General features: G+C 41.9%; 26 protein-coding genes and 1 pseudogene. 24 read left to right on the top strand and 3 right to left on the bottom strand.

Going from position 1 to position 25,899, the window contains the following annotated elements:
• Nucleotides 1–215 precede the first annotated feature (215 nt).
• Together I4V44_RS15110 and I4V44_RS15115 are read left to right on the top strand one after the other, a co-directional pair.
• Nucleotides 216–953, top strand: a complete 738-nt coding sequence (locus tag I4V44_RS15110) for a DUF2971 domain-containing protein (protein WP_243280293.1) — start codon at nucleotides 216–218, stop codon at nucleotides 951–953.
• Nucleotides 954–1,015: 62 nt separating this feature from the next.
• Entirely contained in the window at nucleotides 1,016–2,344 is a 1,329-nt protein-coding gene (locus I4V44_RS15115) for a phosphodiester glycosidase family protein (RefSeq protein WP_173721190.1), read from the top strand.
• Here the strand turns inward: I4V44_RS15115 and I4V44_RS15120 are convergent.
• Nucleotides 2,329–2,475: a hypothetical protein gene (locus I4V44_RS15120; protein ID WP_008705017.1), complete on the bottom strand. Its 147-nt coding sequence runs from the start codon at nucleotides 2,473–2,475 to the stop codon at nucleotides 2,329–2,331. The genes I4V44_RS15115 and I4V44_RS15120 overlap by 16 nt on opposite strands.
• Nucleotides 2,476–2,986: 511 nt before the next feature.
• Between I4V44_RS15120 and I4V44_RS15125 the strand changes: the two genes are divergently transcribed.
• From I4V44_RS15125 to I4V44_RS17675, 5 genes are all read left to right on the top strand, one after another.
• Entirely contained in the window at nucleotides 2,987–4,273 is a 1,287-nt protein-coding gene (locus I4V44_RS15125; protein WP_008705015.1) for an aminotransferase, read from the top strand.
• Between the two features lie 109 nt (nucleotides 4,274–4,382).
• Entirely contained in the window at nucleotides 4,383–5,762 is a 1,380-nt protein-coding gene (locus I4V44_RS15130) for a L,D-transpeptidase family protein (protein WP_196002906.1), read from the top strand.
• A gap of 12 nt (nucleotides 5,763–5,774) precedes the next feature.
• Entirely contained in the window at nucleotides 5,775–6,827 is a 1,053-nt protein-coding gene (locus tag I4V44_RS15135) for a D-alanine--D-alanine ligase family protein (RefSeq protein WP_008705012.1), read from the top strand.
• Nucleotides 6,828–6,912: 85 nt separating this feature from the next.
• Nucleotides 6,913–8,283 (top strand): UDP-N-acetylmuramoyl-tripeptide--D-alanyl-D-alanine ligase, encoded by a 1,371-nt coding sequence (locus I4V44_RS15140; protein WP_196002907.1) that lies wholly within the window; start codon nucleotides 6,913–6,915, stop codon nucleotides 8,281–8,283.
• A 131-nt stretch (nucleotides 8,284–8,414) separates the two neighbouring features.
• The gene (locus tag I4V44_RS17675; RefSeq protein ID WP_243280294.1) at nucleotides 8,415–9,011 is read left to right on the top strand and encodes a hypothetical protein; all 597 of its coding nucleotides are present in this window, start codon (nucleotides 8,415–8,417) and stop codon (nucleotides 9,009–9,011) included.
• Nucleotides 9,012–9,110: 99 nt separating this feature from the next.
• Here the strand turns inward: I4V44_RS17675 and I4V44_RS15150 are convergent, their stop codons facing one another.
• Nucleotides 9,111–9,383, bottom strand: coding sequence for a hypothetical protein (locus tag I4V44_RS15150; RefSeq protein WP_022380881.1), 273 nt, complete (start codon nucleotides 9,381–9,383; stop codon nucleotides 9,111–9,113).
• Between the two features lie 475 nt (nucleotides 9,384–9,858).
• On the opposite strand from I4V44_RS15150, the gene I4V44_RS15155 reads away from it, so the two are divergent.
• The 17 genes from I4V44_RS15155 to I4V44_RS15235 all read left to right on the top strand — a co-directional run bounded on the left by I4V44_RS15155 (nucleotide 9,859) and on the right by I4V44_RS15235 (nucleotide 25,569).
• Nucleotides 9,859–12,117 (top strand): hydratase, encoded by a 2,259-nt coding sequence (locus tag I4V44_RS15155; protein WP_118588121.1) that lies wholly within the window; start codon nucleotides 9,859–9,861, stop codon nucleotides 12,115–12,117.
• Nucleotides 12,118–13,483: 1,366 nt separating this feature from the next.
• The gene (locus I4V44_RS15160; RefSeq protein ID WP_008704977.1) at nucleotides 13,484–14,185 is read left to right on the top strand and encodes an RluA family pseudouridine synthase; all 702 of its coding nucleotides are present in this window, start codon (nucleotides 13,484–13,486) and stop codon (nucleotides 14,183–14,185) included.
• 279 nt (nucleotides 14,186–14,464) lie between these two features.
• Complete coding sequence (locus tag I4V44_RS15165; RefSeq protein WP_118588123.1) at nucleotides 14,465–15,574, top strand: substrate-binding domain-containing protein; 1,110 nt, start codon at nucleotides 14,465–14,467, stop codon at nucleotides 15,572–15,574.
• A gap of 483 nt (nucleotides 15,575–16,057) precedes the next feature.
• Entirely contained in the window at nucleotides 16,058–16,327 is a 270-nt protein-coding gene (locus I4V44_RS15170; protein WP_022380878.1) for an AtpZ/AtpI family protein, read from the top strand.
• Nucleotides 16,328–16,354: 27 nt separating this feature from the next.
• Nucleotides 16,355–16,771: a hypothetical protein gene (locus I4V44_RS15175; protein ID WP_008704972.1), complete on the top strand. Its 417-nt coding sequence runs from the start codon at nucleotides 16,355–16,357 to the stop codon at nucleotides 16,769–16,771.
• Between the two features lie 56 nt (nucleotides 16,772–16,827).
• Nucleotides 16,828–17,586, top strand: coding sequence for a F0F1 ATP synthase subunit A (locus tag I4V44_RS15180; protein WP_055150645.1), 759 nt, complete (start codon nucleotides 16,828–16,830; stop codon nucleotides 17,584–17,586).
• A gap of 131 nt (nucleotides 17,587–17,717) precedes the next feature.
• Complete coding sequence (atpE, locus tag I4V44_RS15185) at nucleotides 17,718–17,996, top strand: ATP synthase F0 subunit C (protein WP_008704968.1); 279 nt, start codon at nucleotides 17,718–17,720, stop codon at nucleotides 17,994–17,996.
• 118 nt (nucleotides 17,997–18,114) lie between these two features.
• Complete coding sequence (gene atpF, locus I4V44_RS15190) at nucleotides 18,115–18,618, top strand: F0F1 ATP synthase subunit B (RefSeq protein ID WP_008704967.1); 504 nt, start codon at nucleotides 18,115–18,117, stop codon at nucleotides 18,616–18,618.
• Complete coding sequence (gene atpH / locus I4V44_RS15195; protein ID WP_055150648.1) at nucleotides 18,615–19,154, top strand: ATP synthase F1 subunit delta; 540 nt, start codon at nucleotides 18,615–18,617, stop codon at nucleotides 19,152–19,154. The genes atpF and atpH overlap by 4 nt, the downstream gene beginning before the upstream one ends.
• Nucleotides 19,155–19,186: 32 nt before the next feature.
• Complete coding sequence (gene atpA, locus I4V44_RS15200; RefSeq protein ID WP_008704965.1) at nucleotides 19,187–20,716, top strand: F0F1 ATP synthase subunit alpha; 1,530 nt, start codon at nucleotides 19,187–19,189, stop codon at nucleotides 20,714–20,716.
• A gap of 20 nt (nucleotides 20,717–20,736) precedes the next feature.
• Nucleotides 20,737–21,594 carry an ATP synthase F1 subunit gamma gene (gene atpG, locus I4V44_RS15205; protein WP_118759291.1) on the top strand — a complete coding sequence of 286 codons (858 nt, stop codon included), beginning with the start codon at nucleotides 20,737–20,739 and terminating at the stop codon, nucleotides 21,592–21,594.
• 18 nt (nucleotides 21,595–21,612) lie between these two features.
• Nucleotides 21,613–23,007: a F0F1 ATP synthase subunit beta gene (gene atpD / locus I4V44_RS15210; protein ID WP_055053785.1), complete on the top strand. Its 1,395-nt coding sequence runs from the start codon at nucleotides 21,613–21,615 to the stop codon at nucleotides 23,005–23,007.
• A 15-nt stretch (nucleotides 23,008–23,022) separates the two neighbouring features.
• Complete coding sequence (gene atpC, locus I4V44_RS15215; protein ID WP_117674861.1) at nucleotides 23,023–23,424, top strand: ATP synthase F1 subunit epsilon; 402 nt, start codon at nucleotides 23,023–23,025, stop codon at nucleotides 23,422–23,424.
• Between the two features lie 525 nt (nucleotides 23,425–23,949).
• Nucleotides 23,950–24,171, top strand: a complete 222-nt coding sequence (locus tag I4V44_RS15220; protein WP_020993165.1) for a hypothetical protein — start codon at nucleotides 23,950–23,952, stop codon at nucleotides 24,169–24,171.
• A gap of 56 nt (nucleotides 24,172–24,227) precedes the next feature.
• Entirely contained in the window at nucleotides 24,228–24,839 is a 612-nt protein-coding gene (locus tag I4V44_RS15225) for a class I SAM-dependent methyltransferase (protein ID WP_008704955.1), read from the top strand.
• A 29-nt stretch (nucleotides 24,840–24,868) separates the two neighbouring features.
• Nucleotides 24,869–25,312 (top strand): GNAT family N-acetyltransferase, encoded by a 444-nt coding sequence (locus I4V44_RS15230; protein ID WP_020993163.1) that lies wholly within the window; start codon nucleotides 24,869–24,871, stop codon nucleotides 25,310–25,312.
• 26 nt (nucleotides 25,313–25,338) lie between these two features.
• Nucleotides 25,339–25,569 carry a hypothetical protein gene (locus tag I4V44_RS15235; RefSeq protein WP_118759292.1) on the top strand — a complete coding sequence of 77 codons (231 nt, stop codon included), beginning with the start codon at nucleotides 25,339–25,341 and terminating at the stop codon, nucleotides 25,567–25,569.
• A 102-nt stretch (nucleotides 25,570–25,671) separates the two neighbouring features.
• Here I4V44_RS15235 and I4V44_RS15240 read toward each other — a convergent pair.
• Nucleotides 25,672–25,899: pseudogene (locus I4V44_RS15240) on the bottom strand (cupin domain-containing protein); the annotation flags it as partial.

The raw sequence follows: 25,899 nt of genomic DNA on the forward strand, positions 1-25,899 counted from the left end.
CTTTCTGTAGTGTTTACAGTATATCAGATTCATTAAGAAATGTCTCTTGAAGTGTCTTAAATTACGATACCATTATACTCCGTCTGACAAATATCCTGAAATCCAATGATTCCATGGAGATCAGCTGGATCTGCAGGTATTATGACGCAGAATTTAAAAGAGCTTATGAAAATGCTTCAGATTTATTCAGATCAAAGATTTCATCAGAGAGATTGATGGGATATGTGAAACTGTTTACAGATGAATTTTTCAATGAAAATCATGCAGACTTCAGATATTATGTAACCTGTTTTTCGTATCAGAATGATCTGCTCAGTCAGTGGCGGGGATATGCGGATGACGGGCGCGGAGCTGCCATCGGATTTGACCTGGATGTATTAAAAGAAGTTGTAACGGTTTCTCCGGAGATTTCAAAGCCGTCAATTGTGTCATTACATAAGATCAGTTATTCTGAAGCAAAGCAGAGAGAAGTTGTACATCAGATAGTACAAGAATTGGTTGATGAAATCGAGAAGATATTACAGAAAGAAGAACAATGTCGGGAAAGCATTGAGGAAAAGCAAGATTATGAAATAGAAGTACTGGATAAAGTCATGAACTGTTTTGAGAAAAAGTTTTTGAAATTATTTCAGGAATCTGTTTACATGAAAAATCCGTTTTTCAGAGAGGAAAGCGAAATCCGATTGTGCGAGTTTTCGCCGAAACAGTTTCTGATGGGAAGAGAAGTTGAACTTTCTCTCGGTGCACGTTTATATAACTATTCCTACTATGTAAAAGAAAGTCAGCTGATATCTTATGTGGATTTTGATTTTTCAGATTGCCTTGACCAGCTGATAAAGGAACTCGTTATAGGGCCAAAGTGTCTGATGTCAGAGAGAGACATGGAATATTATCTGACAACGCTCGGTCTGTCGAATTGTCGGGTAAAGAAATCGCAGGGGACATATCGGTAATATATTTATAGCAATTCCCTTATATGGGCATATCAGACATCATGGAAAGGCAGATGAAAGACATGAAAAGAAAATTACCATTCAGAAAAGTGGCGGTATTTCTGATACTGGCATTATTTCTGACAGCAGGCATCAGTATGCGTGCAGTTACCGTAAATGCAGCTACATATGTGAAACAGGACAGAACCTCCGTCAGCATCACATCGAAGAAAACGGGATGGCAGAAAATAAACGGAGATTACTATTTTTATAATTCAAAGGGGCGTCTGATCTGCGGTTCTTTTAAGTATAAAGGTTATTATTACTACAGTATTGCCAACGGCAAACGTTTCACCGGGTGGATGAAGCGTTCCGGTAATAAATACTATTACAATCGCAAAAATGGTGCCATGTTCCGCAATCGCTGGGCAACAGGTGATAAATATACCTATTATTTCAATGAATCCGGCGTGGCAATTGCCAGGCAGTGGCTTACTCAGGATGGAAAAAAATACTATTTCCTCAGCAATTCCACCATGGCAAAGGGCTGGCAGAAGATAGGAAAATATTATTACTATTTCAGCAAGAAAACAGGAGTGATGGCAAAAAATACCTGGATAGGTAAATATTATGTAAACAGCAAAGGGCAGCGTGTAAAATCTTCAGATACTAAACCGACAAATACTAAACCAACAGTTACTCAAAGCGGCAATACTTACGAATACAAAAGCAGCACTCTTAATATTAAACTTAAACGCAAATCAGTCCATGGAATTTCCTACTGGGTAGCGCATATAAAGACATCCAATGCCAAACAGCTGAAATCCGCCCTCTCCAACGGAACTTATGGCGGATCCCGACAGACAACTTCTGATGCAGTATCCTCAAATGGAGGCATTATCGGAGTAAACGGCAGTGCTTTCGACTATGGTACAGGAAAACCATCCCCCCTTGGCATGTGCATCAAAAACGGGATTATCTATGGTGATTACATGACCAGTTATTCAGTCATGGCAGTAAAGAAAGACGGAACCATCTATACTCCGGCACAGGGACTTATGGGAAAAAATCTTCTTGCAGCCGGTGTAAAAGATACATATAATTTTGGTCCGGTTCTTATTAAAGATGGCGAAGCCCAGCTTCCATGGGCTGAAACAGAAAAATATTATCCACGTACAGCGGTAGGAATGGTAAAGCCCAACGATTATGTACTCCTTGTAACAGATACCGGCAGCTATAATGGTCTTAATCACTGGGATATGGTGAATATTTTTAAATCCTACGGCTGTACTTATGCTTACAACCTGGATGGAGGCGGTTCTGCAACCCTGTACTTTAATGGAAAAGTAATGAATAAACTTATCGGCAATACTCAGCGTCCATGCGCAGACTTCCTTTATTTCACCCGATAATCCTTTTCCAGATAAGAATCCCGCCTGCTTGCACATGCTGCCAAAGCCCAGCACACAAGAATCAGCAGCCCGATCCCCATAGCCAGCACAGCAAGCAGGATTACGATAATTGCGTGGATAAACATAGACATGGATGACCTCCTTTCACAGTCATTCGGTTATGAACTGAGCAGCGAAGCAGATGATTTTATCCGCCTGACTTGTCTCATTCACTGACTTGGATAAAAATGGATGTTGTATAAGGAGTAATAAAAAGATATCAGGATGACCTGACAAGAACAATTAAGACAGTTAAAAGATCTGTTAACTGATTTAAATATACGCTGTCACACTCAAAAAAGCAAGCCGAAACTTTCGAGGGATTTCGACTTGCTTTTTGGTTAATTATTTACGAGGCTTGTTATAAGTATCAGAGAAAGATGTTACGGCAATCCAGAATGAATTTGGGTTACGTTACTGAGAACAGAGGGAACAGTAACGATTGTTTTGGTAAAATATTAACAATTCCATAAAAACACTTGACAACCCTACTTTACCATACTAAAATGTAAAAAGCAAAAAAACTGTTGCCGTAGGAAAAACAAATGATTGCCCTATACGGAAAAAGGGACATCCTTCCATGGCAGAACAAGGAGGAATATTATGAAAAAATACAGCGACATGAGCAAAGAAGAACTGCTTACACTCAAAGCACAGCTGGATAAAGAATACGCAGATATCAAAGCAAAGGGCTTAGCTCTCGATATGTCACGTGGAAAACCGTCAGCAGACCAGCTCGATCTCTCAATGGGATTAATGAACGTATTAAGCAGCGATTCAGACCTCAAGTGCGAAACAGGAGTAGACTGCCGTAACTACGGTGTTATCGACGGAATCCCGGAAGCTAAACGCCTCCTTGGAGAAATGTCCGAGGTAGATCCGGACCACATCATTATCTACGGAAACTCAAGCTTAAACGTTATGTTTGACAGCATTGCACGTTCTATGACACAGGGTGTAATGGGAAATACCCCATGGTGCAAACTTGATAAGGTAAAATTCCTCTGTCCTGTACCGGGATATGACCGCCATTTCAAGATCACAGAATTCTTCGGAATCGAAATGATCAACGTGCCAATGACACCACAGGGACCAGACATGGATATGGTAGAGAAGCTTGTCAGTGAAGACGCATCCATCAAAGGAATCTGGTGTGTGCCGAAATACTCCAACCCACAGGGATATACTTATTCAGCAGAAACAGTAGAGCGCTTTGCGCATCTGAAACCGGCAGCACCTGATTTCCGTATCTACTGGGATAACGCATACAGCATTCATCATCTCTATGATGACAATCAGGACTTCCTTGTAGAAATCCTTGAAGCATGTGCAAAAGCAGGAAATCCTGATCTTGTATATAAATTTACATCAACATCAAAAGTCAGCTTCCCGGGTTCCGGTATTGCAGCAGTTGCAGCTTCCAAAGCAAACCTGGAAGATTTCCGCAGCTACATGCAGATCCAGACAATCGGACATGACAAATTAAACCAGTTACGTCATGTAAAATTCTTCAAAAATATCGACGGTCTTCATGAACACATGAGAAAACATGCGGCAATTCTCCGTCCGAAATTTGAAATGGTCCTTAACACACTGGACAGAGAACTTGGCGGTCTTGGAATCGGCGAGTGGACAAAACCACATGGTGGATACTTCATTTCCTTTGATTCAATGGAAGGATGTGCAAAAGCTATTGTTGCCAAGGCAAAAGAAGCAGGTGTTGTACTTACAGGAGCAGGCGCAACTTATCCATATGGAAAAGATCCGAAAGACTCCAATATCCGTATTGCGCCAAGCTTCCCGACTCCTGAGGATCTTGGAAAAGCAGCAGAAGTGTTCGTACTCTGTGTTAAACTTACAAGTGTAGAGAAATTACTGGAAAACGCATAAAAGAGAATAATCGTATTTACTTTCTGGATAAATAATGTGATAATAAAACTGCCCGGCATAACTTCTTGCCGGGCGGTTGCTGTTTATAAAAAAGAAAGGAGAGGATGTCGTGAGCAGCAGAAAGAAAATCATGATCACCCTGATCATAATCTTGCTCCTGCTGACTGCCGGAGTATATGGATATGGTGTATACTATTTCACAGAGCATTTCTTACCGGGATCAATGGTAAACGGATTCAACTGTTCCTATATGACAGTATCCCAGTCAGAAGAATTGCTTACGCAGAAGGTGGGAGCATATGTTCTTACTATTGACACCAGAAATAACGGACAGGAAAGTATCACAGCAAAACAGGCGGGACTTTCCTATGACTCAGATGGAAGTGTTGATAAATTGATCAGAAATCAGGATCGTTTTACATGGTTTCTTGCTTTTAATCAGCACAGGAATTATGAAGTGTCCTCCTCCATTAAATATGATGAGCAGAAGACAGAGGCTGCCATTTCCGAACTGAAATGTATGCAACAGGAGAATATGACAGAGCCTTCGGATGCTCATATAGAAGAGAAAGACGATAAGTTTGTAATTGTTCCTGAGCAGGAGGGAACTGCACTGAAACCAGAAAAAACAAGTCAGGATATTATAGATGCTCTTGTCACAGGACGAACGCCGGTTGATCTGGAAGCAGATGGATGCTACAAAGAACCGAAAGTTTATCAGAGTGATGAAACTTTGACGAAGAATTGTGACCTGATAAACAAACTTACGGATGTAGTGATAACCTATGATTTTGACGATTGCACAGAGACAGTAGACAGAGATATGATCAAAAACTGGCTCACAACAGATGAAAACGGTCTTTATACACTTGACAAAAAACAGATAGAAGCATATATCAGTGAACTGGCGGCTAAATATGATACGGTTGGAACAGAGAGAACATTTAATACATATGATGGTCGTGAGATTACTGTCAGCGGAGGGAATTATGGCTGGCAGATCGATCAGAAAGCGGAGCTGAAAGAACTTACAGAACTGATAAAAAACGGAGAAACCCAGGTCAGAGAACCTGTTTATTCCCATGAAGGTCTGGTCAGGAAAACAAATGATATCGGATATACGTATATAGAGATTGACCTGACGGCCCAGAGAATGGTATTCTATAAAGATGGAACGCCGACTGCGGATGCGCAGATCGTATCCGGAAATCCATTCGTGCCCAACTGTGCAACTCCTGTGGGATGTTATACAACAGGTGAAATGAAGAGCGGATGTACAGTGAACGGAGAGGACTATCCTTCTGCTGTAAATTACTGGATCCCATTCGATGGAAATCTGGGGATCAATGATGCTCCATGGAGAATGGATTTCGGAGGACAGCTTTATGAATTTGAAGGCACACATGGAAGCATCTGTGCACCATCCGATCAGGTGCAGATCATTTTCAGCAATGTTGAGAAGAACACACCGATTGTTATTTATGAATAAAGGAGAAAAATGATGAAGATTGTAGTATTAGCGGGGGGAACAAGTACAGAACGTACTGTCTCCATTACATCAGGAACAGGAATATGTAAGGCATTACGACAGAAAGGACATCAGGCGATTCTTGTGGATATTTTCTGCGGCATTGAGAATGTGGACCGGGAGAATCCGTTTCCGTCAGAGTATGATGTGGACGCAGCATCAGAATATATGTCAGCATTTAACGACAGGATTGAACAGATGAAAAAAGAGAGAAGAAGCTTCTTCGGACCAAACGTGCTGAAACTCTGCGAGGCGGCTGACATTGTTTTCCTGGGACTTCATGGTGCGAACGGAGAAGATGGAAAAGTACAGGCAACATTTGACCTGATGGGAATCAAATATACAGGAACCGGATATTTAAGCAGTGCCCTGGCAATGGATAAGGGAATCACCAAGCAGATGTTTCTGATGAATAATGTACCAACACCGCGGGGAGTGTCTATGGTAAAAGAAGAAATGACCACAGATCTGAAAGCACTTGGAATGGAATTTCCTGTAGTTGTAAAAACCTGCTGTGGCGGTTCCAGTGTAGGTGTTTATATTGTGAATGATCAGGCCGAATATGAGCAGGCTCTCAAAGACGCTTATTCTTATGAAAATGAAGTCGTGGTCGAAGAATATATAAAAGGACGTGAATTTTCAGTAGCGGTTGTGGACGGAAAAGCTTATCCGATCATCGAAATTGCTCCGCTTCAGGGATTCTATGATTATAAGAATAAATATCAGGCTGGCTCTACGATTGAGACCTGTCCTGCCGAAATTTCACCGGAACTCACAGAGAAAATGCAGCATTATGCGGAAGCAGGAGCCAAAGCTCTGTTTATGGAAGGATACTGCCGTCTTGATTTCATGATGAAGGAGAATGGAGATATGTATTGTCTGGAAGCAAATACTCTTCCCGGAATGACACCAACCAGTCTGATTCCGCAGGAGGCAAAAGTTCTGGGAATCGACTATCCGACTTTATGTGAGAAACTGATTGAAGTTTCCATGAAAAAATATCCGACGCAGGATTTCACACTATAGAGCGTGTCTGCAGTAATTTATAGAATTGTTATAGATGCATTATTAAGAGAATTGCTATAACAGGAAAGAAGATATAAAAAATATTATGAAAAACTTAACTCTTGAAAATATCGCCCGCGTATGCGGCGGTACTTATTATGGTCCGGCTGATAAATTACAGGAAGAAGTAATGTCTGTTATCACAGACAGCAGAAAAGCAGAAGAAGGATGTCTGTTTGTACCTATTGTGGGGGAACGTGTAGATGCCCATAAATTTATCCCACAGGTAATGGAAGCAGGGGCACTGGCAACCTTGTCGGAACGGGTACTTGATAACGCTGATTTTCCTTATATCGCAGTAGAATCTTCTCTTCAGGCAGTGAAAGATATTGCAGAGTTTTATTTAAAGCAGCTTCAGATCCCGGTTGTGGGAATTACAGGAAGTGTTGGTAAGACAAGTACAAAAGAAGTGATCGCATCTGTTCTGAACCAGAAATACCATACTCTGAAAACACAGGGCAACTTTAACAATGAACTTGGTTTGCCTCTCACAGTTTTCCGTTTGCGTGATGGAGATGAAATTGCAGTTCTGGAAATGGGGATCAGTGATTTCGGTGAGATGACCAGACTTGCGCAGATTGCAAGACCGGACACCTGCGTGATCACGAATATCGGTACCTGCCATCTGGAGAATCTGGGAGACAGAAATGGTGTTCTGAAAGCAAAGACAGAGATTTTTAAATTCCTCAGACCGGAGGGACATATTGTATTAAATGGCGATGATGACAAGCTTATCACAGTAAAAGAATATGAAAAGATAAAACCTGTATTTTTCGGAATGAGTAATGAATGTCAGGTTTACGGTGATAAGATTGTAAGCAGAGGTTTAAAGGGAATGACCTGCACCATTCATCTGGGGGATACTGCATTTACAGTTGATATCCCGATGCCGGGGCGCCATATGGTATATAATGCGCTGGCAGCAGCTGCAGTTGGAAATATTTATGGACTTACAACTGAGCAGATCAAAGCCGGAATCGAGAGCTTGGAGCCGATCAGCGGTCGTTTCAGAATGATCGAAACAGATAAATTCCTGATCGTAGATGACTGCTATAATGCAAATCCCATGTCCATGAAAGCCTCCCTGGATGTTCTGCAGGATGGTGCAGGACGCAGAATTGCAGTTCTTGGTGACATGGGTGAACTTGGAGAGAATGAAGTTCAGCTTCATGAAGAAGTAGGAGAGCATGCCGGAAAATGTGATATTGATGTTCTTATCTGTACAGGTAAACTGTGCAAAAATATGGCAGAGAGAGCACAGCGGACAAATCCGGACCTGAGAGTAATCTATGAGCCGGACAGAGAAAGTCTGCTGGAGCATCTGGAAGGTTATGTACAGGATGGTGACACTATTCTTGTGAAAGCTTCCCATTTTATGAAGTTTGAAGAGGTAGTTACGAAACTGGAAAATATGTAAACACTTCGAGACATTTTTGTCTTTTTATGAGAGAATTTGATGAGCGATTTTAGTTCCATGATACCGGAAACAGCAGTATAATAATCCTGTCAGTTTATGAGCAGGCAGCGTGTTCAAGTGAGGAGGATGTTATGCTGGAGAAAGTTATGGAACTGCATTTCCTGCTGTATGCCATGATGTTAATGGGCGGACTGGGAGCACTGGGGATGCTGACCACACATCTTACCTACCGAAGAATGATCAGAAAAAATACAGAGGTTAAATCAAATCTCAAAGAGAAATGGACAAATCTTTGGAAAACAAGAGACAGGCTGTTGAACCGTATGAACCGGTTTGTCTGGTATCCGTCACTTTTCTGTATCGCTTTTCTTGGACTGGCTTTTTTTCTGTATTCCAAAGATGCACGATGGGACGGAATGCCGCTGGCATATCTTTATGTGGCTGCGATCATTCCGACAGCATTGCTTTTGCTGAGACAGGCGCTGGATTTTACATACAGAGAAGAACTTCTGATGAATTCTTTTTCTGATTATGTGGAACATGCCCGCACATGGGTAGAAGAAGTTCCGGTGCCGGAGAAGGCTGACGAAGCTGCAAAAGAGGAAATCGTTGAACATATTGCGGACAGTATCCGCCAGACTGCAGCAGCAGGAAGCCATTTCAGCGGAATGCTTACACCCGAGGAAGATGAGATTATGAGAGAAATCATAAGAGAATTTATGAAATAAAGACATGAAAATTCACTGCAAATGAGATACACAGGATCAGAAACAATATGGCAATGTAAAGTTTCTGATCCTGTACACATTTTAAGACAGAATAATTTATTATTCGTCATCCTCTTCAATTACCTGGATCTCCAGATAATCAAAATCAATCTGCTCTATAAAATTATCCTGATAAAATCTGGCTTTTCCATGTTTCTTAAAATGTCTGACTGTAGATTCCAGCCAGATTGGGTTTCCCAGATCCATTTCATAACAGATACTTTCCAGACCACGAAAAATCTTGTGGGTCCGCGTATCTTCGGAGTCATCGCAGATTACAGTATCTTTCAGTAAATGATTATCTTTCCATATTTTTCCCCATAAACGGAACATATCGGTAATACCTCCCTGTCAGAACTGCCACAGGCGGCAGAAATTTCATTGTCTAAGTGATTCCCAGTATAGCGGATTTTGGTAGGAAAGTAAAGAAAGTAAAAAAATGCTACTGCTTGTAGTAACTAAAATGTTACTGTTCACTCCGTTCTCAGTAACATAGCCAAAATTCATTCCAGATTGCCTGCGGCAATGGAATTTTGGCTTGTATGTCTCGGGATTTTGGCATATTCATGCCAAAACACCTCGCGGAATAGTGGTGTGTGAGCAGTAACACTAAAATACTTATAGTCTTAGGCTTGATTATTCCGGTGGAATATTCTATAATAAAACCTAAATTTCCATAAATTAGCGTGTCAAAGTGCCGGTTCAGGAGAAAATCAGTTTTCATCTGGAAATTTGAAGACTGGTGTGGATAAGGTGAGTTCCATAACTGCATTTGTGATATGCAAAAAAACAGAATGGAGGAGACATTATGAAATTATACGATACCGGTGTGTATTTGCTGAATGGTCAGAAGATTGTTCCGGAGAATCAGGCAGATTTTCCTGTTTCCAAAGAGGAAGCTGCAAAGAGTACAATTGCCTATTCAATTCTGAAAGCACACAATACTTCCGGAAATATGGAGAAACTCCAGATTAAATTTGATAAACTGACTTCTCATGATATCACTTTTGTCGGAATTATCCAGACTGCACGTGCTTCAGGCCTTGAGAAATTTCCGGTGCCATATGTACTGACAAACTGCCATAATTCACTCTGTGCAGTAGGCGGAACTATTAATGAAGATGATCATATGTTTGGACTTACCTGTGCCAAGAAATATGGCGGCGTATATGTACCGCCCCATCAGGCGGTTATCCATCAGTTTGCAAGAGAAATGCTTGCAGCAGGCGGTAAAATGATCCTCGGTTCAGACAGCCATACACGATATGGCGCACTGGGAACCATGGCAATGGGTGAGGGCGGACCGGAGCTTGTAAAGCAGCTTCTTTCCCAGACTTATGATATCAATATGCCAGGCGTCGTTGCCATTTATCTTACCGGTTCTCCTCGTCCGGGCGTAGGTCCTCAGGACGTTGCGCTTGCGATTATCGGCAAGGTTTTTGCAAACGGATATGTGAAGAATAAAGTTATGGAATTTGTAGGACCTGGTGTTGCAAATTTAAGTGCTGATTTCCGAATTGGCGTAGATGTAATGACAACAGAGACCACCTGTCTTTCCTCTATCTGGCAGACAGATGAGAAGATTCAGGAATTCTATGAGATCCATGGCAGAAGTGAAGATTACAAAGAACTGAAACCAGGTGAAACAGCATACTATGATGGCTGTGTAGAGATTGATCTGAGTGAGATCAGACCAATGATCGCTATGCCATTCCATCCAAGCAATACATATACAATTGATGAACTGAAAGCAAATCTGGATGATATTCTGGCAGATGTTGAGAAGAAAGCACAGATCAGCCTTGATGGAAAAGTTCCATATACATTAAGAGACAAAGTAATTGATGGTAAACTCTATGTAGAACAGGGAATCATTGCAGGATGTGCAGGTGGTGGATTTGAAAATATCTGTGCGGCAGCTGATATCCTTAAAGGCAAGAGCATTGGTGCAGATGCCTTCACATTGAGTGTATATCCGGCAAGTACTCCAATTTATATGGAACTGGCTAAGAATGGCGTTCTGGCAGGACTTCTTGAAACGGGAGCTGTTGTGAAGACTGCTTTTTGCGGACCTTGCTTTGGTGCAGGGGACACTCCTGCAAATAATGCATTCAGTATCCGTCATACGACCAGAAACTTCCCGAATCGTGAAGGTTCCAAAATTCAGAATGGCCAGATTTCTTCTGTTGCACTTATGGATGCACGTTCTATTGCGGCAACAGCAGCAAACAAAGGTTTCCTGACTTCAGCAGAGGATTATACAGGTGGTTATACAGGACAGAAATATTTCTTTGACAAGACAATTTATGACAATCGTGTATTTGACAGCAAGGGTATAGCTGATCCGAGCGTGGAGATTCAGTTTGGACCGAACATTAAGGACTGGCCGGAGATGGCAGCTCTTCCGGAGAATCTGATCGTGAAGGTTGTTTCGGAGATCCATGATCCGGTTACTACAACAGACGAGCTGATCCCGTCCGGTGAGACATCTTCTTATCGTTCCAATCCACTTGGACTGGCTGAGTTTACACTTTCCAGAAAAGATCCTGCTTATGTAGGACGTGCGAAAGAAGTTCAGAAAGCTCAGAAGGCTATTCAGGAGGGAAAATGTCCGGTTGAAGCATTACCGGAGATGAAACCTGTAATGGATGTGATCAAAAAGGATTATCCGAATGTAGGCAAGGAAAATCTTGGAGTAGGAAGTACGATCTTTGCAGTGAAACCAGGTGATGGTTCTGCGCGTGAGCAGGCTGCTTCCTGTCAGAAAGTGCTTGGCGGATGGGCAAATATCGCCAATGAGTATGCGACAAAGAGATATCGTTCCAATCTGATCAACTGGGGTATGCTTCCATTCCTGATTAAAGAAGGGGAGCTTCCGTTTGCAAATGGAGATTATCTGTTCTTCCCACAGATTCGTAAGGCAGTGGAAGAGAAGGATGATGTGATCCGGGGATATGTTGTCAGTGATGAGGGACTGAAGGAGTTTGAAGTGGCTCTTGGGGAGCTTACGGATGATGAGCGTGAAATTATCCTTAAGGGATGCCTGATTAATTATAATCGAAAATAGGAAGTGATCAAGATGCAGCTATCCTCTCTTTATGTTGGGAGTGGCTGCATCTTTATTATAGCATTTCTGGATATAATAGATCCCTCCGGGCAGAACGTACTGCGGCGGAGAAAGATAAATAATCTGAAAATTATCAAATAAATAAAAATATTGTAAAATTAATGCAAATAAAATAAAGATAAACAGAAAATATTAAAATAAAATGCAAAAATGTATTGACAAATAATAACAAGAGTGTTATTATAACACCATCAAAAGAAACAAGGAAACGAATTAAACAATCAAAGAAATTCATTCAATTCATAGCATATATAAATGTTCCAATGAAAAGGATGAAAATAAAAGAAAGGTTCGGGTGATTCCATTGGGAAAGAATTTATAACTTCATCAATATAAGAGTGACGGGTATCGCATTTCCTGCAAGAAAGACCTGATACGGAGATTATAAAAAAGTATTTTCCTTATATAATATAAGAGCATACGCACAGTCTGATTAATAAGGAAGGAATGTATCAAAGGTATTATAGAAGCGATAACTTATATTGAATATCTGTTGCAGACCTGATACAGGGATTTTGGTAAATGTGTAAAGAAATATTTACCGGAAGAGCATAACCCTTATCTCAGTAGTTAGCCTGAAAGCAGAGGTTCAGGTAACAGATAAACTGAAGGTAAGAACGATGTTTTGAGAGGCATATAGAAGTTTAAGTATATGGTTTGAAATCCTGCATCAGAAGAATATCCGGTATATAAAATTACAGGATATTGAGAGAAATATTAAGGTACTTTTTCAGTGATACTTTACATAATTCAGAACATCTGCCATTAATGTTCGATAAATATGAAAAGCACATAAGGAAATTAAACAGTTGTGAATTTAAGAAGTTAGGTTTATGATTGCTTAGCACGAAAAATAATGAAAAAGTGTATCCGATATTTCATAAATGAAAACAAATTATAATACGTGAAATTATAATTTAAAATCTATAAAACTTTCTAAGTAAGTTCCGATGAACTGAATAACTGATATCATAAAAGCATAAAAGCAGGAATGAATCAGATTATAAACAGTACATATGGATTATGAGCAGGAAACAGAATAGGAATTTTAAATAAACATAGAAAAATTTAATAGTGAACTTATAAAGTAGTTTGTAAATAACATATTATTTTATTATAGAAAGAATACTAAGAGGAAAATAAATTGAATAACGAAGAACATTGAAGCGGTCATCATTTTTGAAATCAGGAAAAGTAAAAAGTGATGACCGTTTTCAAATTGTATTCATATATATTCGTTATATATTCGTTTATTGCGTGAAATGGAATTTTAGGATATACTCTCCATGAAAAGGAGAGTTTTTTTATGTGGATAAAAGATATCAGAGATTATATTTTATATGAAGATAAAGATATTCTGGTCTGTCACAAACCGGCAGGGCTTGCAGTTCAGAATGCGCGGGTTGGCAGTATGGATATGGAGAGCCTCTTGAAGAATTATATTGCTCAGAAGGTGCCGGGTAAGATGCCGTATCTGGGTATTATCCATCGCCTGGATCAGCCGGTGGAGGGGGTTCTTGTATTTGCCCTGAATCCGAAGGCAGCAGCAGATCTCAGCAGACAGATGACAGCGGGAAAAATAAAGAAGACTTATCTTGCAGTTACAGAAGGAACAGTGAAAGTGAAGAGTGCAAAACTGGTGGACTGGCTGAAGAAGGATGGCAGGACCAACAGCTCTGCAGTGGTTGAGGGAGGGACTTCCGGAGCAAAAAAGGCGATCTTGTCTTATGAAGTTCTGGAAACCTGGAAAAATAAGGAAGATGCACAGGATTGTGGCGAAAGAAATCTGATTCGGATTGATCTGGATACAGGCAGGCATCATCAGATTCGTGTGCAGATGGCGCATGCCGGAATGCCTTTGGTTGGTGACAGAAAGTATAATCCCGGTCAGAATAGTCAGGAACCGCTGGCTCTCTGTTCTGCAAAACTGGGATTTCAGCATCCGGTGACAAAGAAACAGTTGGAGTTTCAGGTGCAGCCTGCAGGTATGGCATTCAAAAGACATTGACATAGCGCAATTTTTGATGTATAAAAGTGAAAAATGTGTAAAATCTCTGGACGAATTTCGTAAAGTGTGTATAATGTAGAAAGTAATATGCAGTTATAAGGTTTATAGCAATTCTCGTAAATAATGCATTTAAGAGGATCGCTACAGGTAATTGTTCGATGTTAATTATTCTGTGAGAGTACTGAGCAGATATCGATTTTTTAGTTGACAGAAATTATACATTATTTTATAAAATTGCTGTAATGTGCAGTATAGTACTGAAAGGAAGAGGAAATTAAAATGAAAAGAGCGGCGGCAGCAGCGATAAGTTTAATGACAGGACTGGCAATGCTGACAGGATGCAGCAGAGCGGAGGTGGAAGAGACAATCCAGCCGTTGGTGGCAGACGCTATCGAAGAATCCGATTCAGAGGCAGAAGCAGTGAAGGAAGAGGATGAGAGTCCGCTGATTCCGGAGATTGATACAGATATAAAAATCCATGCCGGTTCAAGGATCGCAGTGGTAAGCAAATGTGTCAAGGGCGAATACTGGAAGATGGTTAAGAAAGGCATGGAAGATGCGGTAAAGGAAATTAATAAAGCATATGGTTATAAAAAAGATGACCAGATTACCATGACTTTTGAAGGCCCTGATAATGAAGAGGACGTAGAGACTCAGATTAATACAATAGATGCTGTTATTGCAGAGAATCCGGATGTTCTTTGTATTTCGGCAAGTGACATGGATTCCTGTGAGGCACAGCTTGAAGCTGCAAAGGAAAATGGAATTCCGGTTATAGCATTTGATTCTAATGTAGCCGAGAAGAAACTGGTGAAGGCATATCGGGGAACCGATAATGTGCAGGTAGGAAAGATGGCTGCTTATCAGCTTGGCAGTGCACTCGGAAAGATGGGAAAGGTTGCGGTTTTTTCCGCACAGCAGAAGACAAAGAGTGTTCAGGATCGTGTAGAAGGATTTATGAATAATATCGGGAAGTACGGAGATATTGAAGTTGTGGAAACTATTTATTCTGATCAGGTAGATGATATGGAGGCTTCCATGAAGGAAGTTCTGGAAAAATATCCCACACTGGATGGTGTATTCTGCACCAATGCAGATATTACAGAGATGTATCTGAATCTGGAGAAGAGTGATGAGCATGATGCACCGGCTCTGGTAGGGGTTGATGCAACTACTAAGCAGCAGGAAGCAATCCGTAATGGAGAAGAGATTGGCTGTGTTTCCCAGCAGCCTTATGCTATGGGATACCAGACGATCTGGGCAGCAGTTGAAACAACGGCACCGAAGAAATCTGTTGTGATCGATAAAAATGTACTGAGTAATCCGGCATGGATTGATGCAGACTGCCTGGATGATCCGGACTACAGTGGGTATTTATATACAGAATAAGGATTAAAGATAAACGCTCTGGGAGGATGTACAGGGTCTCAAATGCATTAATTAAGAGGATTTTCTATAAGAGGAATGTGTCTGCTGGGACAGACCGGTAATACAGAACTTATATATAAAGCAGAATTATATACGAAAGAAGAAGCATGAAAACAGTGATGAGTTGTTTTCGTGCTTTTTTTGTGTTATAGAATATTACTCCGTAATGTTCTATGACACAAAAAAGCTCTCCGGGCAGGCTCCTTATTTATATCTCTTCTTTGAAATAAAAATATAAACCAATCAGAAGCTTTGACTGTATAAAAAGATTTATATTGATGATATAATCACATACACGATATAAAAATAACAAAAAAATATTGGATGGATAAAAAATATTTGATAAAATTATTTAATGAGATTGTAATTTTAAAGGATATATGGTAAAATTTGACTATAAATTCTTGAAAATATATACAAAAATTAAGCAAAAAGGAGAAGAGGATGAAACAATGGTCAGAGATCATCAGAAATGTCACCATGTTGTCGCAGCTTGGACTGTCTCTCATAACCCCTGTCCTGATATGTCTGGCAGTATGCTGGCTGATTGTTTCTAAGACCGGAGCTGGCGGATGGGTATATATCCCCGGTTTTTTCTTTGGTCTTGGAGGTTCCGGGACAGTGGCATATAAATTTTATCTTTCTATTAACAGACAGCAGAAGAAAGAGAACAAAAAGAAGAAAAATAAAGTATCGTTTAACAGACACCTGTAATGATACAGAAACGAAAGGGAGATTTATATGAGTATTATGGATAATGTTCAGCCTGCCGTAAAGAAGGAAACCGGGAAAGTAGCCGCCATCACCGGAATCGGGCTGATTTTGATGTGGATCGTGTTTGGAGTGCTGCATGCATTCATGCCACAGAAGGTACCGTTTGATTATACGGTGTTTCTTGGAGGGGCAGTGGGAGGATGTGTGGCAGTCCTTAATTTCTTTTTTATGGGACTTGCAGTGCAGAAAGCAGCTGCAGCAACAGATGAGGACACAGCGAGAATGAGGATCAAAGCAAGTTACTCCCAGAGAATGCTGATCCAGATGTTGTGGGTGATCCTGGCAATCGTGGCACCCTGTTTTCATTTTGTGGCAGGAATCGTTCCTCTTTTATTTCCCGGAACAGGAATTAAAATTGCAGGAATTTTTCATACTAACAAATAGGTATTTCTATATCAAACCGGAACAGTACCGGGAGAGACAGGAGGTGAATAAAGAGTATGGAATTGGATATCAGCGGGGCAAGGATATTCTTTACATTACCCATTGATGTGCCTGTTCTCGGACCATTAAGGATCAGTGAGACAATGGTGGTAAGCTGGATTGTTATGATACTCATAACAGGTTTGTGTATCTGGCTGACACATGATCTGAAAGAAGAGAACATTTCCAAACGTCAGGCTGTGGCAGAGCTCATTGTAGAGAAGGCCAACAGCTTTGTAATCGGAAATATGGGTGAGAAATTCAGATACCTGATACCATTCGTTGCAGCACTTTTTGCAACCAGCGTGGTTTCCAACCTGATCAGTCTGATCGGACTTCGAAGCCCTACAGCAGACCTTTCTACTGAGGCTGCATGGGCAGTTGTGGTTTTCATTATGATCACAGCACAGAAGATAAAGACCAGCGGATTTGGCGGTTATCTGAAAGGATTTACAACCCCGATCGCAGTTATGACACCGTTTAATATTCTTTCCGAGCTGGCTACACCTGTCAGTATGGCGTGTCGTCATTTCGGAAATATCCTTTCCGGTGTGGTAATCAATGGCCTGATCTATGGGGCACTGGCAGTCGCAAGTTCCGCACTTCTGGGCCTGATCCCGGGTGTACTGGGAGATGTACTGTCAAAGATACCGATTCTTGATGTCGGTGTACCTGCGATAACATCGGTCTATTTTGACTGGTTTTCGGGAGTTATGCAGGCGTTTATCTTCTGTATGTTGACCGTAATGTACATTGCAAATGCAGCAGAAGAGTAGCAGAAACATGATTTGCCGGAGCAAAACGGCAGCGGTGGTAACCGCAAAGAATGCTGAAATACAGCAGAAAAATTAATACCGCAGCAAAGGGGAAAAAGCTGCCGATTATTATTTAACAGGAGGGTTTTAATATGGATTTTCAGTTATTGGCAAAAGGTATCGCATTAGCAGGATGTGCAATTGGAGCAGGATGTGCGCTGATCGCAGGTATCGGACCTGGTATTGGTGAAGGTAACGCAGTAGCAAAGGCGCTGGAGGCAATCGGACGTCAGCCTGAGTGCAAGGGTGATGTTACTTCTACCATGCTTCTTGGATGTGCCATCGCAGAGACAACAGGTATCTACGGTTTCGTAACCGGTCTGTTACTTATCTTCGTTGCACCTGGTATGTTCATGAACTTCCTGAGCTGATAAAAACAGCTGAGATGTCGAATATCACAGACTAAGCGGCATCTGATATGGAACCTGTGGATAATTCCGGCAACAGCCGGAGAATGATCCGCATAAATACAGACAGGAGGTTACAAACATGCAGGTACAGGAATTAGTTGGAATTGTGCCGTGGAATTTTATAGCGACGATTTGCAACCTTTTTATTCAGGTATATCTGATCAAACGTTTCCTCTTCAAGCCCATCAATGAGATGCTGGAAAAGCGCAAAGCGAAAGCGGATGCCCAGATCCAGGATGCAGTGAAGGCAAAGGAAGAAGCTCAGGCAATGAAGGCAGAATATGAAAAGAATATGCAGGAAGCCAAGAATAGGGCAAATGACATTGTGATGACAGCTCAGAAAACAGCCGCTATCCAGAGTGAAGAGATGCTTAAGGAGGCTTCCAGTCAGGTAACTGCCATGAAAGAGAAGGCAGAGAAAGACATTGCCCAGGAGAAACGTAAGGCAGTCAACGAGATCAAGGGAGAAATCGGCGGTATGGCTGTTGAGATTGCCGGAAAAGTGATCGAGCGCGAAATTAGTGAAGAGGATCATGCAAAACTGATTGATGAGTTTATTGAGAATGTAGGTGAGGCATCATGACAAAAACTGCCAGAGTTTACGGCGGAAGTCTGTATGACCTTGCCGCTGAAGAAAAGCTCGATGGACAGATCATGGAGCAGATGATCGCAGTTAGACAGATTTTCAGGGAAAATCCGGGATATTTGAAATTGCTGGGAGAACCGGCGATTCCTGAAAACGAGAGACTTAAGATGATTGAAGAGGCTTTCGGAGGGCAGGCAGAGAGATATCTGGTGAATTTCCTGAAATTATTGTGTGAACGCAAGATTCTGAGAGAGTTTGCCGGATGCTGCGAAGAGTTTATCAGACGCTACAACAGTGCACATGGAATTGCAGAAGCCGTGGTTACCAGTGCAGTGAAGCTCAGTGATACTCAGATGGAAGCTCTGAAAGCGAAGCTTGAGAAGCTAAGTGGAAAGAAAGTGTATCTGGTTCAGAAAACAGATGCATCCGTTCTTGGCGGACTTCGCGTGGAACTGGAGGGCGTACAGCTTGACGGTACAGTACAGAGCCGTATTTCCGGTATTTCGAAGAAACTGAATGAATTGGTAGTATAAAAATTTAAGAGATTAAAGGATGGAATGGAAACATGCAATTAAAACCTGAGGAAATATCCAAGGTCATCCGAAGCCAGATAAAATATTACGAAAATGCCATTCAACAGAACGAGACAGGTACGATCCTTATGGTTGGTGACGGTATTGCCAGAGCCAGCGGACTGGTAAACTGTATGTCAGGAGAACTTCTGGAATTTGAGGACGGAAGCTTTGGTATGGCACAGAACCTGGAGGAGAACAGTGTCTCCATCGTAATCTTTGGTTCAGATGAGAACATTGGTGAGGGTCAGACCGTAAAGCGTACAGGCAAGGTCGTGTCTGTACCTGTAGGCGACGCCATGGTTGGACGTGTTGTAAATGCACTGGGACAGCCAATTGACGGAGCAGGCCCGATTGATACAAAAGAATTCCGGCCAATCGAGAGCAAGGCACCAGGCATCTGTGAGAGAAGATCTGTATATCAGCCTCTTCAGACCGGTATCAAAGCCATCGACTCTATGATCCCTATCGGACGTGGACAGCGAGAACTGATCATTGGTGACCGTCAGACCGGTAAAACTACAATTGCTACAGATACCATTATTAACCAGAAGGGAAAAGATGTGATCTGTATCTATGTAGCCATTGGACAGAAGCGTTCCACAGTAGCTACATTAGTAGAGAACCTGACCAGAAACGGCGCAATGGATTATACTATCGTTGTGGCAGCTACAGCATCTGAGTCAAGCCCGCTGCAGTATATCGCACCGTATTCCGGATGCGCAATGGGTGAATACTTTATGAATAAGGGAAAAGATGTGCTGATCATCTATGATGATTTAAGTAAGCATGCAGTTGCATATCGTGCACTTTCCCTGCTGATCCGTCGTCCGCCTGGACGTGAGGCATATCCGGGTGATGTTTTCTATCTGCATTCCAGACTTCTGGAACGTGCAGCGAAGCTGGACGATGAACATGGCGGCGGTTCCATGACAGCACTGCCGATTATTGAAACACAGGCAGGTGACGTATCTGCCTATATTCCTACTAACGTTATTTCTATTACAGATGGACAGATTTTCCTGGAGACAGAGTTATTCCATTCAGGAATCATGCCTGCTGTAAACCCGGGTATCTCCGTATCACGAGTTGGTGGTGATGCGCAGATCAAGGCAATGAAGAAGGTAGCAGGAACACTGAAACTGATTTATTCCCAGTACCGTGAGCTGCAGAGCTTCGCACAGTTTGGTTCTGATCTGGATGCTGATACAAAGGCACGTCTGGAACAGGGAGCACGTATTGTGGAAGTCCTGAAACAGAACCAGAATGCACCGGTTCCTGTAGAGAAACAGGTTGCGATCCTTTATGCGGTTACAAAGGGTGTTCTGGAATCAGTAAAAGTGGAAGACGTAAATGTATATGAATCAGGATTATATACCTATCTGGATACAGATGCAGCAGGCGTAGAGGTTATGCAGGAGATCCGCTCAACAGGTAAGCTGGAGCAGGAAACAGAGCAGAAGCTTCGCAGCGTACTGGATGCGTATACAGAGAACTTCCTGAATACAAGACCTGAGAAATAAAGTGATTAGGAGGGTATCGTATGGCTTCGAATATGAAAGCGGTAAAGCTGCGTATCAAGAGTGTACAGAGTACCATGCAGATTACCAAGGCCATGGAGCTTGTAGCATCCTCCAAACTGCGTAAGGCAAAGGAACGTGCAGAAGTATGTCGTCCGTACTTTACAGAACTTCATGAGACATTGAAGGATATTGCGAGAGAGAATACAGATTTCTCATCCGTTTATGCGAAAGAGTCTTCCAACAATAAAACCTGCTATGTAGTGATCGCAGGTGACAGAGGACTTGCAGGTGGTTATAACACCAATCTTTTTAAATGTCTGGAGGCGTCTGCTGAGGGTAAGGACTACATGGTTCTGCCGGTTGGAAAGAAAGCAGTGGAATATTTCCGTCAGAGAGGGATAGAAGCTCTGACAGAACAGTTTGCAGAGGCAGGAAGTATTTCTGTAGCGGATTGTTTTGAGATGGCAAATATGCTCTGTACAGAATTTCGCAAAGGAACCTTTGGCCATATTGAATTATGTTATACTGTCTTTAATTCCATGCTTTCTCAGCAGCCGGAGGTATTTTCCATGCTTCCTATGACTGATATCAGAGAGGAAAGCGGAGGTAAGATAGAGACGAAGAATCTGATCCTCTATGAACCGGACGGAGAGACAGTATTTGATGCCATTGTTCCGGAATATCTGGCAGGTCTGGTTTATGGCGGTATCTGCGAAAGTACTGCAAGTGAACTGGCGGCCAGACGTATGGCTATGGATGCAGCCACAAGTAATGCGGAAGAGATGATCGATCAGCTCAATCTGTATTACAACAGGGCACGTCAGGCCAGCATCACGCAGGAGATCACGGAGATTGTTGCAGGTGCGGAAGGTCTTTAGAAATAGGAGATTATAAACATGAGTGAAAAACACATTGGCGAGGTAGTGCAGGTTATCGGTCCGGTACTGGATATCCGCTTTGCGCACGATGAACTGCCGCCTCTTCTCAATGCCATAGAGATTGATAATGATGGCGCAAAGCTGGTTGCCGAGGTTGCACAGCAGGTTGGTGATGATGTGGTAAGATGTATTGCCATGAATTCTACTGACGGTCTGGTGCGCGGTGCCAAAGCTCTGGATACAGGCGGTCCAATTTCCGTTCCTGTAGGTGAGGAATGCCTGGGACGAGTATTTAACCTTCTGGGTGACCCGGTAGACAATCTTCCGGCACCGAAGGCAAAGGAACGCTGGTCTATCCATCGTCAGGCTCCTTCTTATGAAGAACAGATGCCTGCAACAGAGATCCTGGAGACAGGAATCAAGGTCGTTGACCTGATCTGTCCTTATGCAAAGGGTGGTAAGATCGGTCTTTTCGGTGGTGCAGGTGTAGGAAAAACAGTTCTTATCATGGAGCTGATCCACAATGTAGCAACTGCACACGGCGGACTTTCCGTATTTACAGGTGTAGGAGAGCGTACACGTGAGGGAAATGACCTTTACAATGAAATGAAAGAAAGTGGAGTTATCGACAAGACTGCTCTGGTTTACGGTCAGATGAACGAGCCGCCTGGAGCACGTATGAGAGTTGGACTTTCCGGACTTACCATGGCGGAATACTTCCGTGATGAGAAGAACCAGGATGTGCTCCTCTTTATTGACAATATTTTCCGTTTTACACAGGCAGGTTCCGAGGTGTCTGCTCTTCTGGGACGTATGCCTTCAGCTGTAGGTTATCAGCCTACACTGGCAACTGAAATGGGTAACCTGCAGGAACGAATTACTTCCACAAGAAAGGGCTCCATCACATCTGTACAGGCTGTATATGTGCCTGCCGATGACCTGACTGACCCGGCTCCTGCAACTACATTCTCACATCTGGATGCAACAACTGTACTTTCCCGTGAGATTTCCAGCCAGGGTATTTATCCGGCTGTTGATCCTCTGGATTCCACAAGCCGTATCCTTTCTCCTGAAATCGTAGGAACAGAGCATTATGAGATTGCCAGATCAGTACAGAGAGTTCTTCAGCGTTACAAAGAGCTTCAGGACATTATTGCCATCATGGGTATGGATGAGTTGTCAGAGGAAGACAAACGTACTGTAAGCCGTGCCCGTAAGGTTCAGAGATTCCTGTCACAGAGCTTCTCTGTAGCAGAACAGTTTACAGGTATGCCTGGCAAATATGTTCCGCTGAAGGAGACGCTGAGAGGATTCAGGATGATCCTTAACGGTGAGTGTGATGACATTCCTGAGAGTTATTTCCTGTTTGTGGGAACCATCGATGAAGTGTTTGAAAAAGCGAAGAATCAGTAAAGGGGGAAATGTCCTATGAGTACTTTCCCGTTGAGAATCGGAACACCGGACGGATTACTCTTTGAAGGCAATGTGGAGCGTGTGATCTGCAGAACTGTCAGCGGTGATCTGGCCATTCTTGCCAGACACTGTAATTACTGTACTGCCCTGGGAATGGGCGAAGCCAGTGTGGTAATGGAAGACGGCAGCAGACGGACCGCAGCCTGTATTGGCGGAATGCTTTCTGTTATGAACGGAAAGTGCCGTGTCCTTGCAACTACCTGGGAGTGGAAAGAGGATATCGATGAGCAGCGTGCACAGGAAGCTAAGAAAAGAGCTGAGGAGATGATTGCCAAAGGTGGTCTGACGGATCATGATTATAAGATTGTGGAGGCTAAGCTGCAGAGGGCGTTGGTGCGTTTGAGTGTGAAGAGCTGAGAAAATAAGAGTTATTAAAAGACTGACAGGAAATCCGGGAGGGGAGACTGTCGGTCTTTTTTGTTTGTGATATGGTTTTTTGGGGGATATTTTTGGGGATATGGTGGGAAGAATCTGAGGGAGGGATTTGAAGGAGGGACGCATAGAAAAATAATTTATTTCATGTGCGGTTTCGGACATTAAGATATTCTAAGCTGCTCAAAATCTGCTAAAGGCATGAGAAAAATGCCACAAACTCGCTTCGCTCAGACAGTGTGTCATTTTTCTCATAACGCAGATTTTGACCAGCTAAGAATATCTAAATATCCTGCAAATGCACATGAAATAAATTATTTTTCTATGCTGGTGGTTGGCTCTTTTAAATACACTTTAAGCGAATCAGGTAAGTCCCCTGCGGGGAAACCAAAAGGGAAAAATGATGAATAAAGCCGAATGGCAGTGTATTAAAATTAGGTGGATGTAATTGAAGAAAAAATATGATATCATGTGAGTAACAAATCGGTATTTAACGAGGAGGTAATGATTATGAGTAGAAATATAAAAGGTGGTTTTTTAACATTAAGTGGTGTTGTTGGTATTGTAGGAATGATAATAGCGGCAATGCAAAATCCGGCAACTGCATGGGTAACGCCACCTGGAAGAATGATTGTAAGTATTTTAGAAAATGGATTATTGATTCCTACGGTTTTATTCCTTGTTCTTTTTATTTATGGATTGTATATTCTCCTAACGGAGAAAAACGATTGAGCAATACCGGTTTGTCGAATTAAGAAAACCGGTATTTGTGGAGGAGGAATTCTGTAATGAGATTTTTTGAAAATACCCGTAAGCCACAAGGCTTCGGCGGAAAATTGATGACGAAGATGATGAACAGCGGTCACGCCAAATTATCGCAATGGGGATTCTCAAATATCTCCGCGAAGTCTGATGCTGAAGTTCTGGACGTCGGCTGTGGCGGCGGAGCAAATATTGCGGTTTGGCTTGATAGATGTAGAAATGGCCACGTGACAGGAATGGATTATTCTGAGGTTAGTGTGGCAGAATCTCAAAAATTGAACGCCCTCGCCATTAAACAAGGGAAATGTAATGTAGTTCAAGGAGATGTATCTGCTATACCCTTTTCTGACGCGACTTTTGATTATGTTTCTGCCTTCGAAACAGTTTACTTTTGGCCAGGATTAGTAAAATGCTTTTCCGAGGTCAACCGTGTGCTGAAAAGCGAAGGCATATTCCTGATTTGTAACGAGAGTGACGGAACGAATGCCGCAGATGAAAAATGGACAAAGATGATCAATGGTATGAAGATTTACACATCTAAACAACTTGTTGCCGCTTTGAAAGAAGCGGGTTTTACAGAGATCAAAACGTATTCAAATGCAAAAAATCATTGGATAAGTATTGTTGCAACGAAATAGCCAAATTCTAGTTTGACGGAGTAATAGATATGAAAATCCGAGAAGTGAATGAGAATAAAAAGCAATTTATAGCATTATTGTTATTAGCTGATGAGCAGGAAAATATGATTGATCACTATCTTGAAAAAGGTACTATGTATGTACTTGAAGATGGTAATGTAAAAGCTGAATGTGTCGTTACTGATGAAGATAATGGAATACTTGAAATTAAAAATATTGCAGTTGATCCTCAGAATCAAGGACAGGGCTATGGGAAAGCATTGATTGACTTCCTTGTAAGTAAATATGCAGATGAATATTCTATTTTGCAGGTTGGAACAGGTGACAGCCCGTTGACCGTACCGTTTTATGAAAAATGCGGATTTGTCCGATCTCACAATATTCCGAATTTCTTTACGGACAATTATGACCACCCAATTTATGAGTGTGGTGTACAGTTAATAGATATGGTATATTTGCAAAGATGTTTATAACTTCTAATTTGGAAGGGGGGACTGCTATGCTGAGAAAGTTGAATTGTTTTTTAAACATAGTTATTGGTTCATTCATAGGAGTTTTAATTGGGTTCGGAATTTATAAGTTCTGGCACTTTAAAACCTATCCAAATTTATATGCCATGCAGTCTGCACCGTGGTACACAGAGTTGCTGTTGGATGGTGCCTTGGTGGCAGTTTTGGTGGTCGTATGTATTATCCTAAAGCTGATTATTTGGAGGAAGTTAAAGCCATAACTTCTTATATAAAAAATTGAGAAATCGTAAAATTTAAGAAAAAGAAATGCACAGTTCTTAGTTTATCGGGAGCTGTGCATTTTTGTAAATAAATACTTTTAATTAGCCGATTACGGCATCCTCTGCTGTAAAATGTTCCAGGGAATTTTCTTTTACCTGAATGCAGATATAAGTAATTCCGGAAATATCGGATGCAAAAAACTGACGCTTTGCAGCAGGTGCGATTTTTAGCCAGTCTCCAGTTGAAAGGCTGATTTCTTCTCCATCAATTATGGCTTTGCCGTTACCTGAAAGAATTCCATAGATTTCCTCATTTTCTTTATGGGAATG

Origin of the sequence: Blautia sp. 1001283B150304_161114_C9 (assembly GCF_015668165.1) — a bacterium.
Taxonomy (GTDB): domain Bacteria; phylum Bacillota; class Clostridia; order Lachnospirales; family Lachnospiraceae; genus Blautia_A; species Blautia_A wexlerae.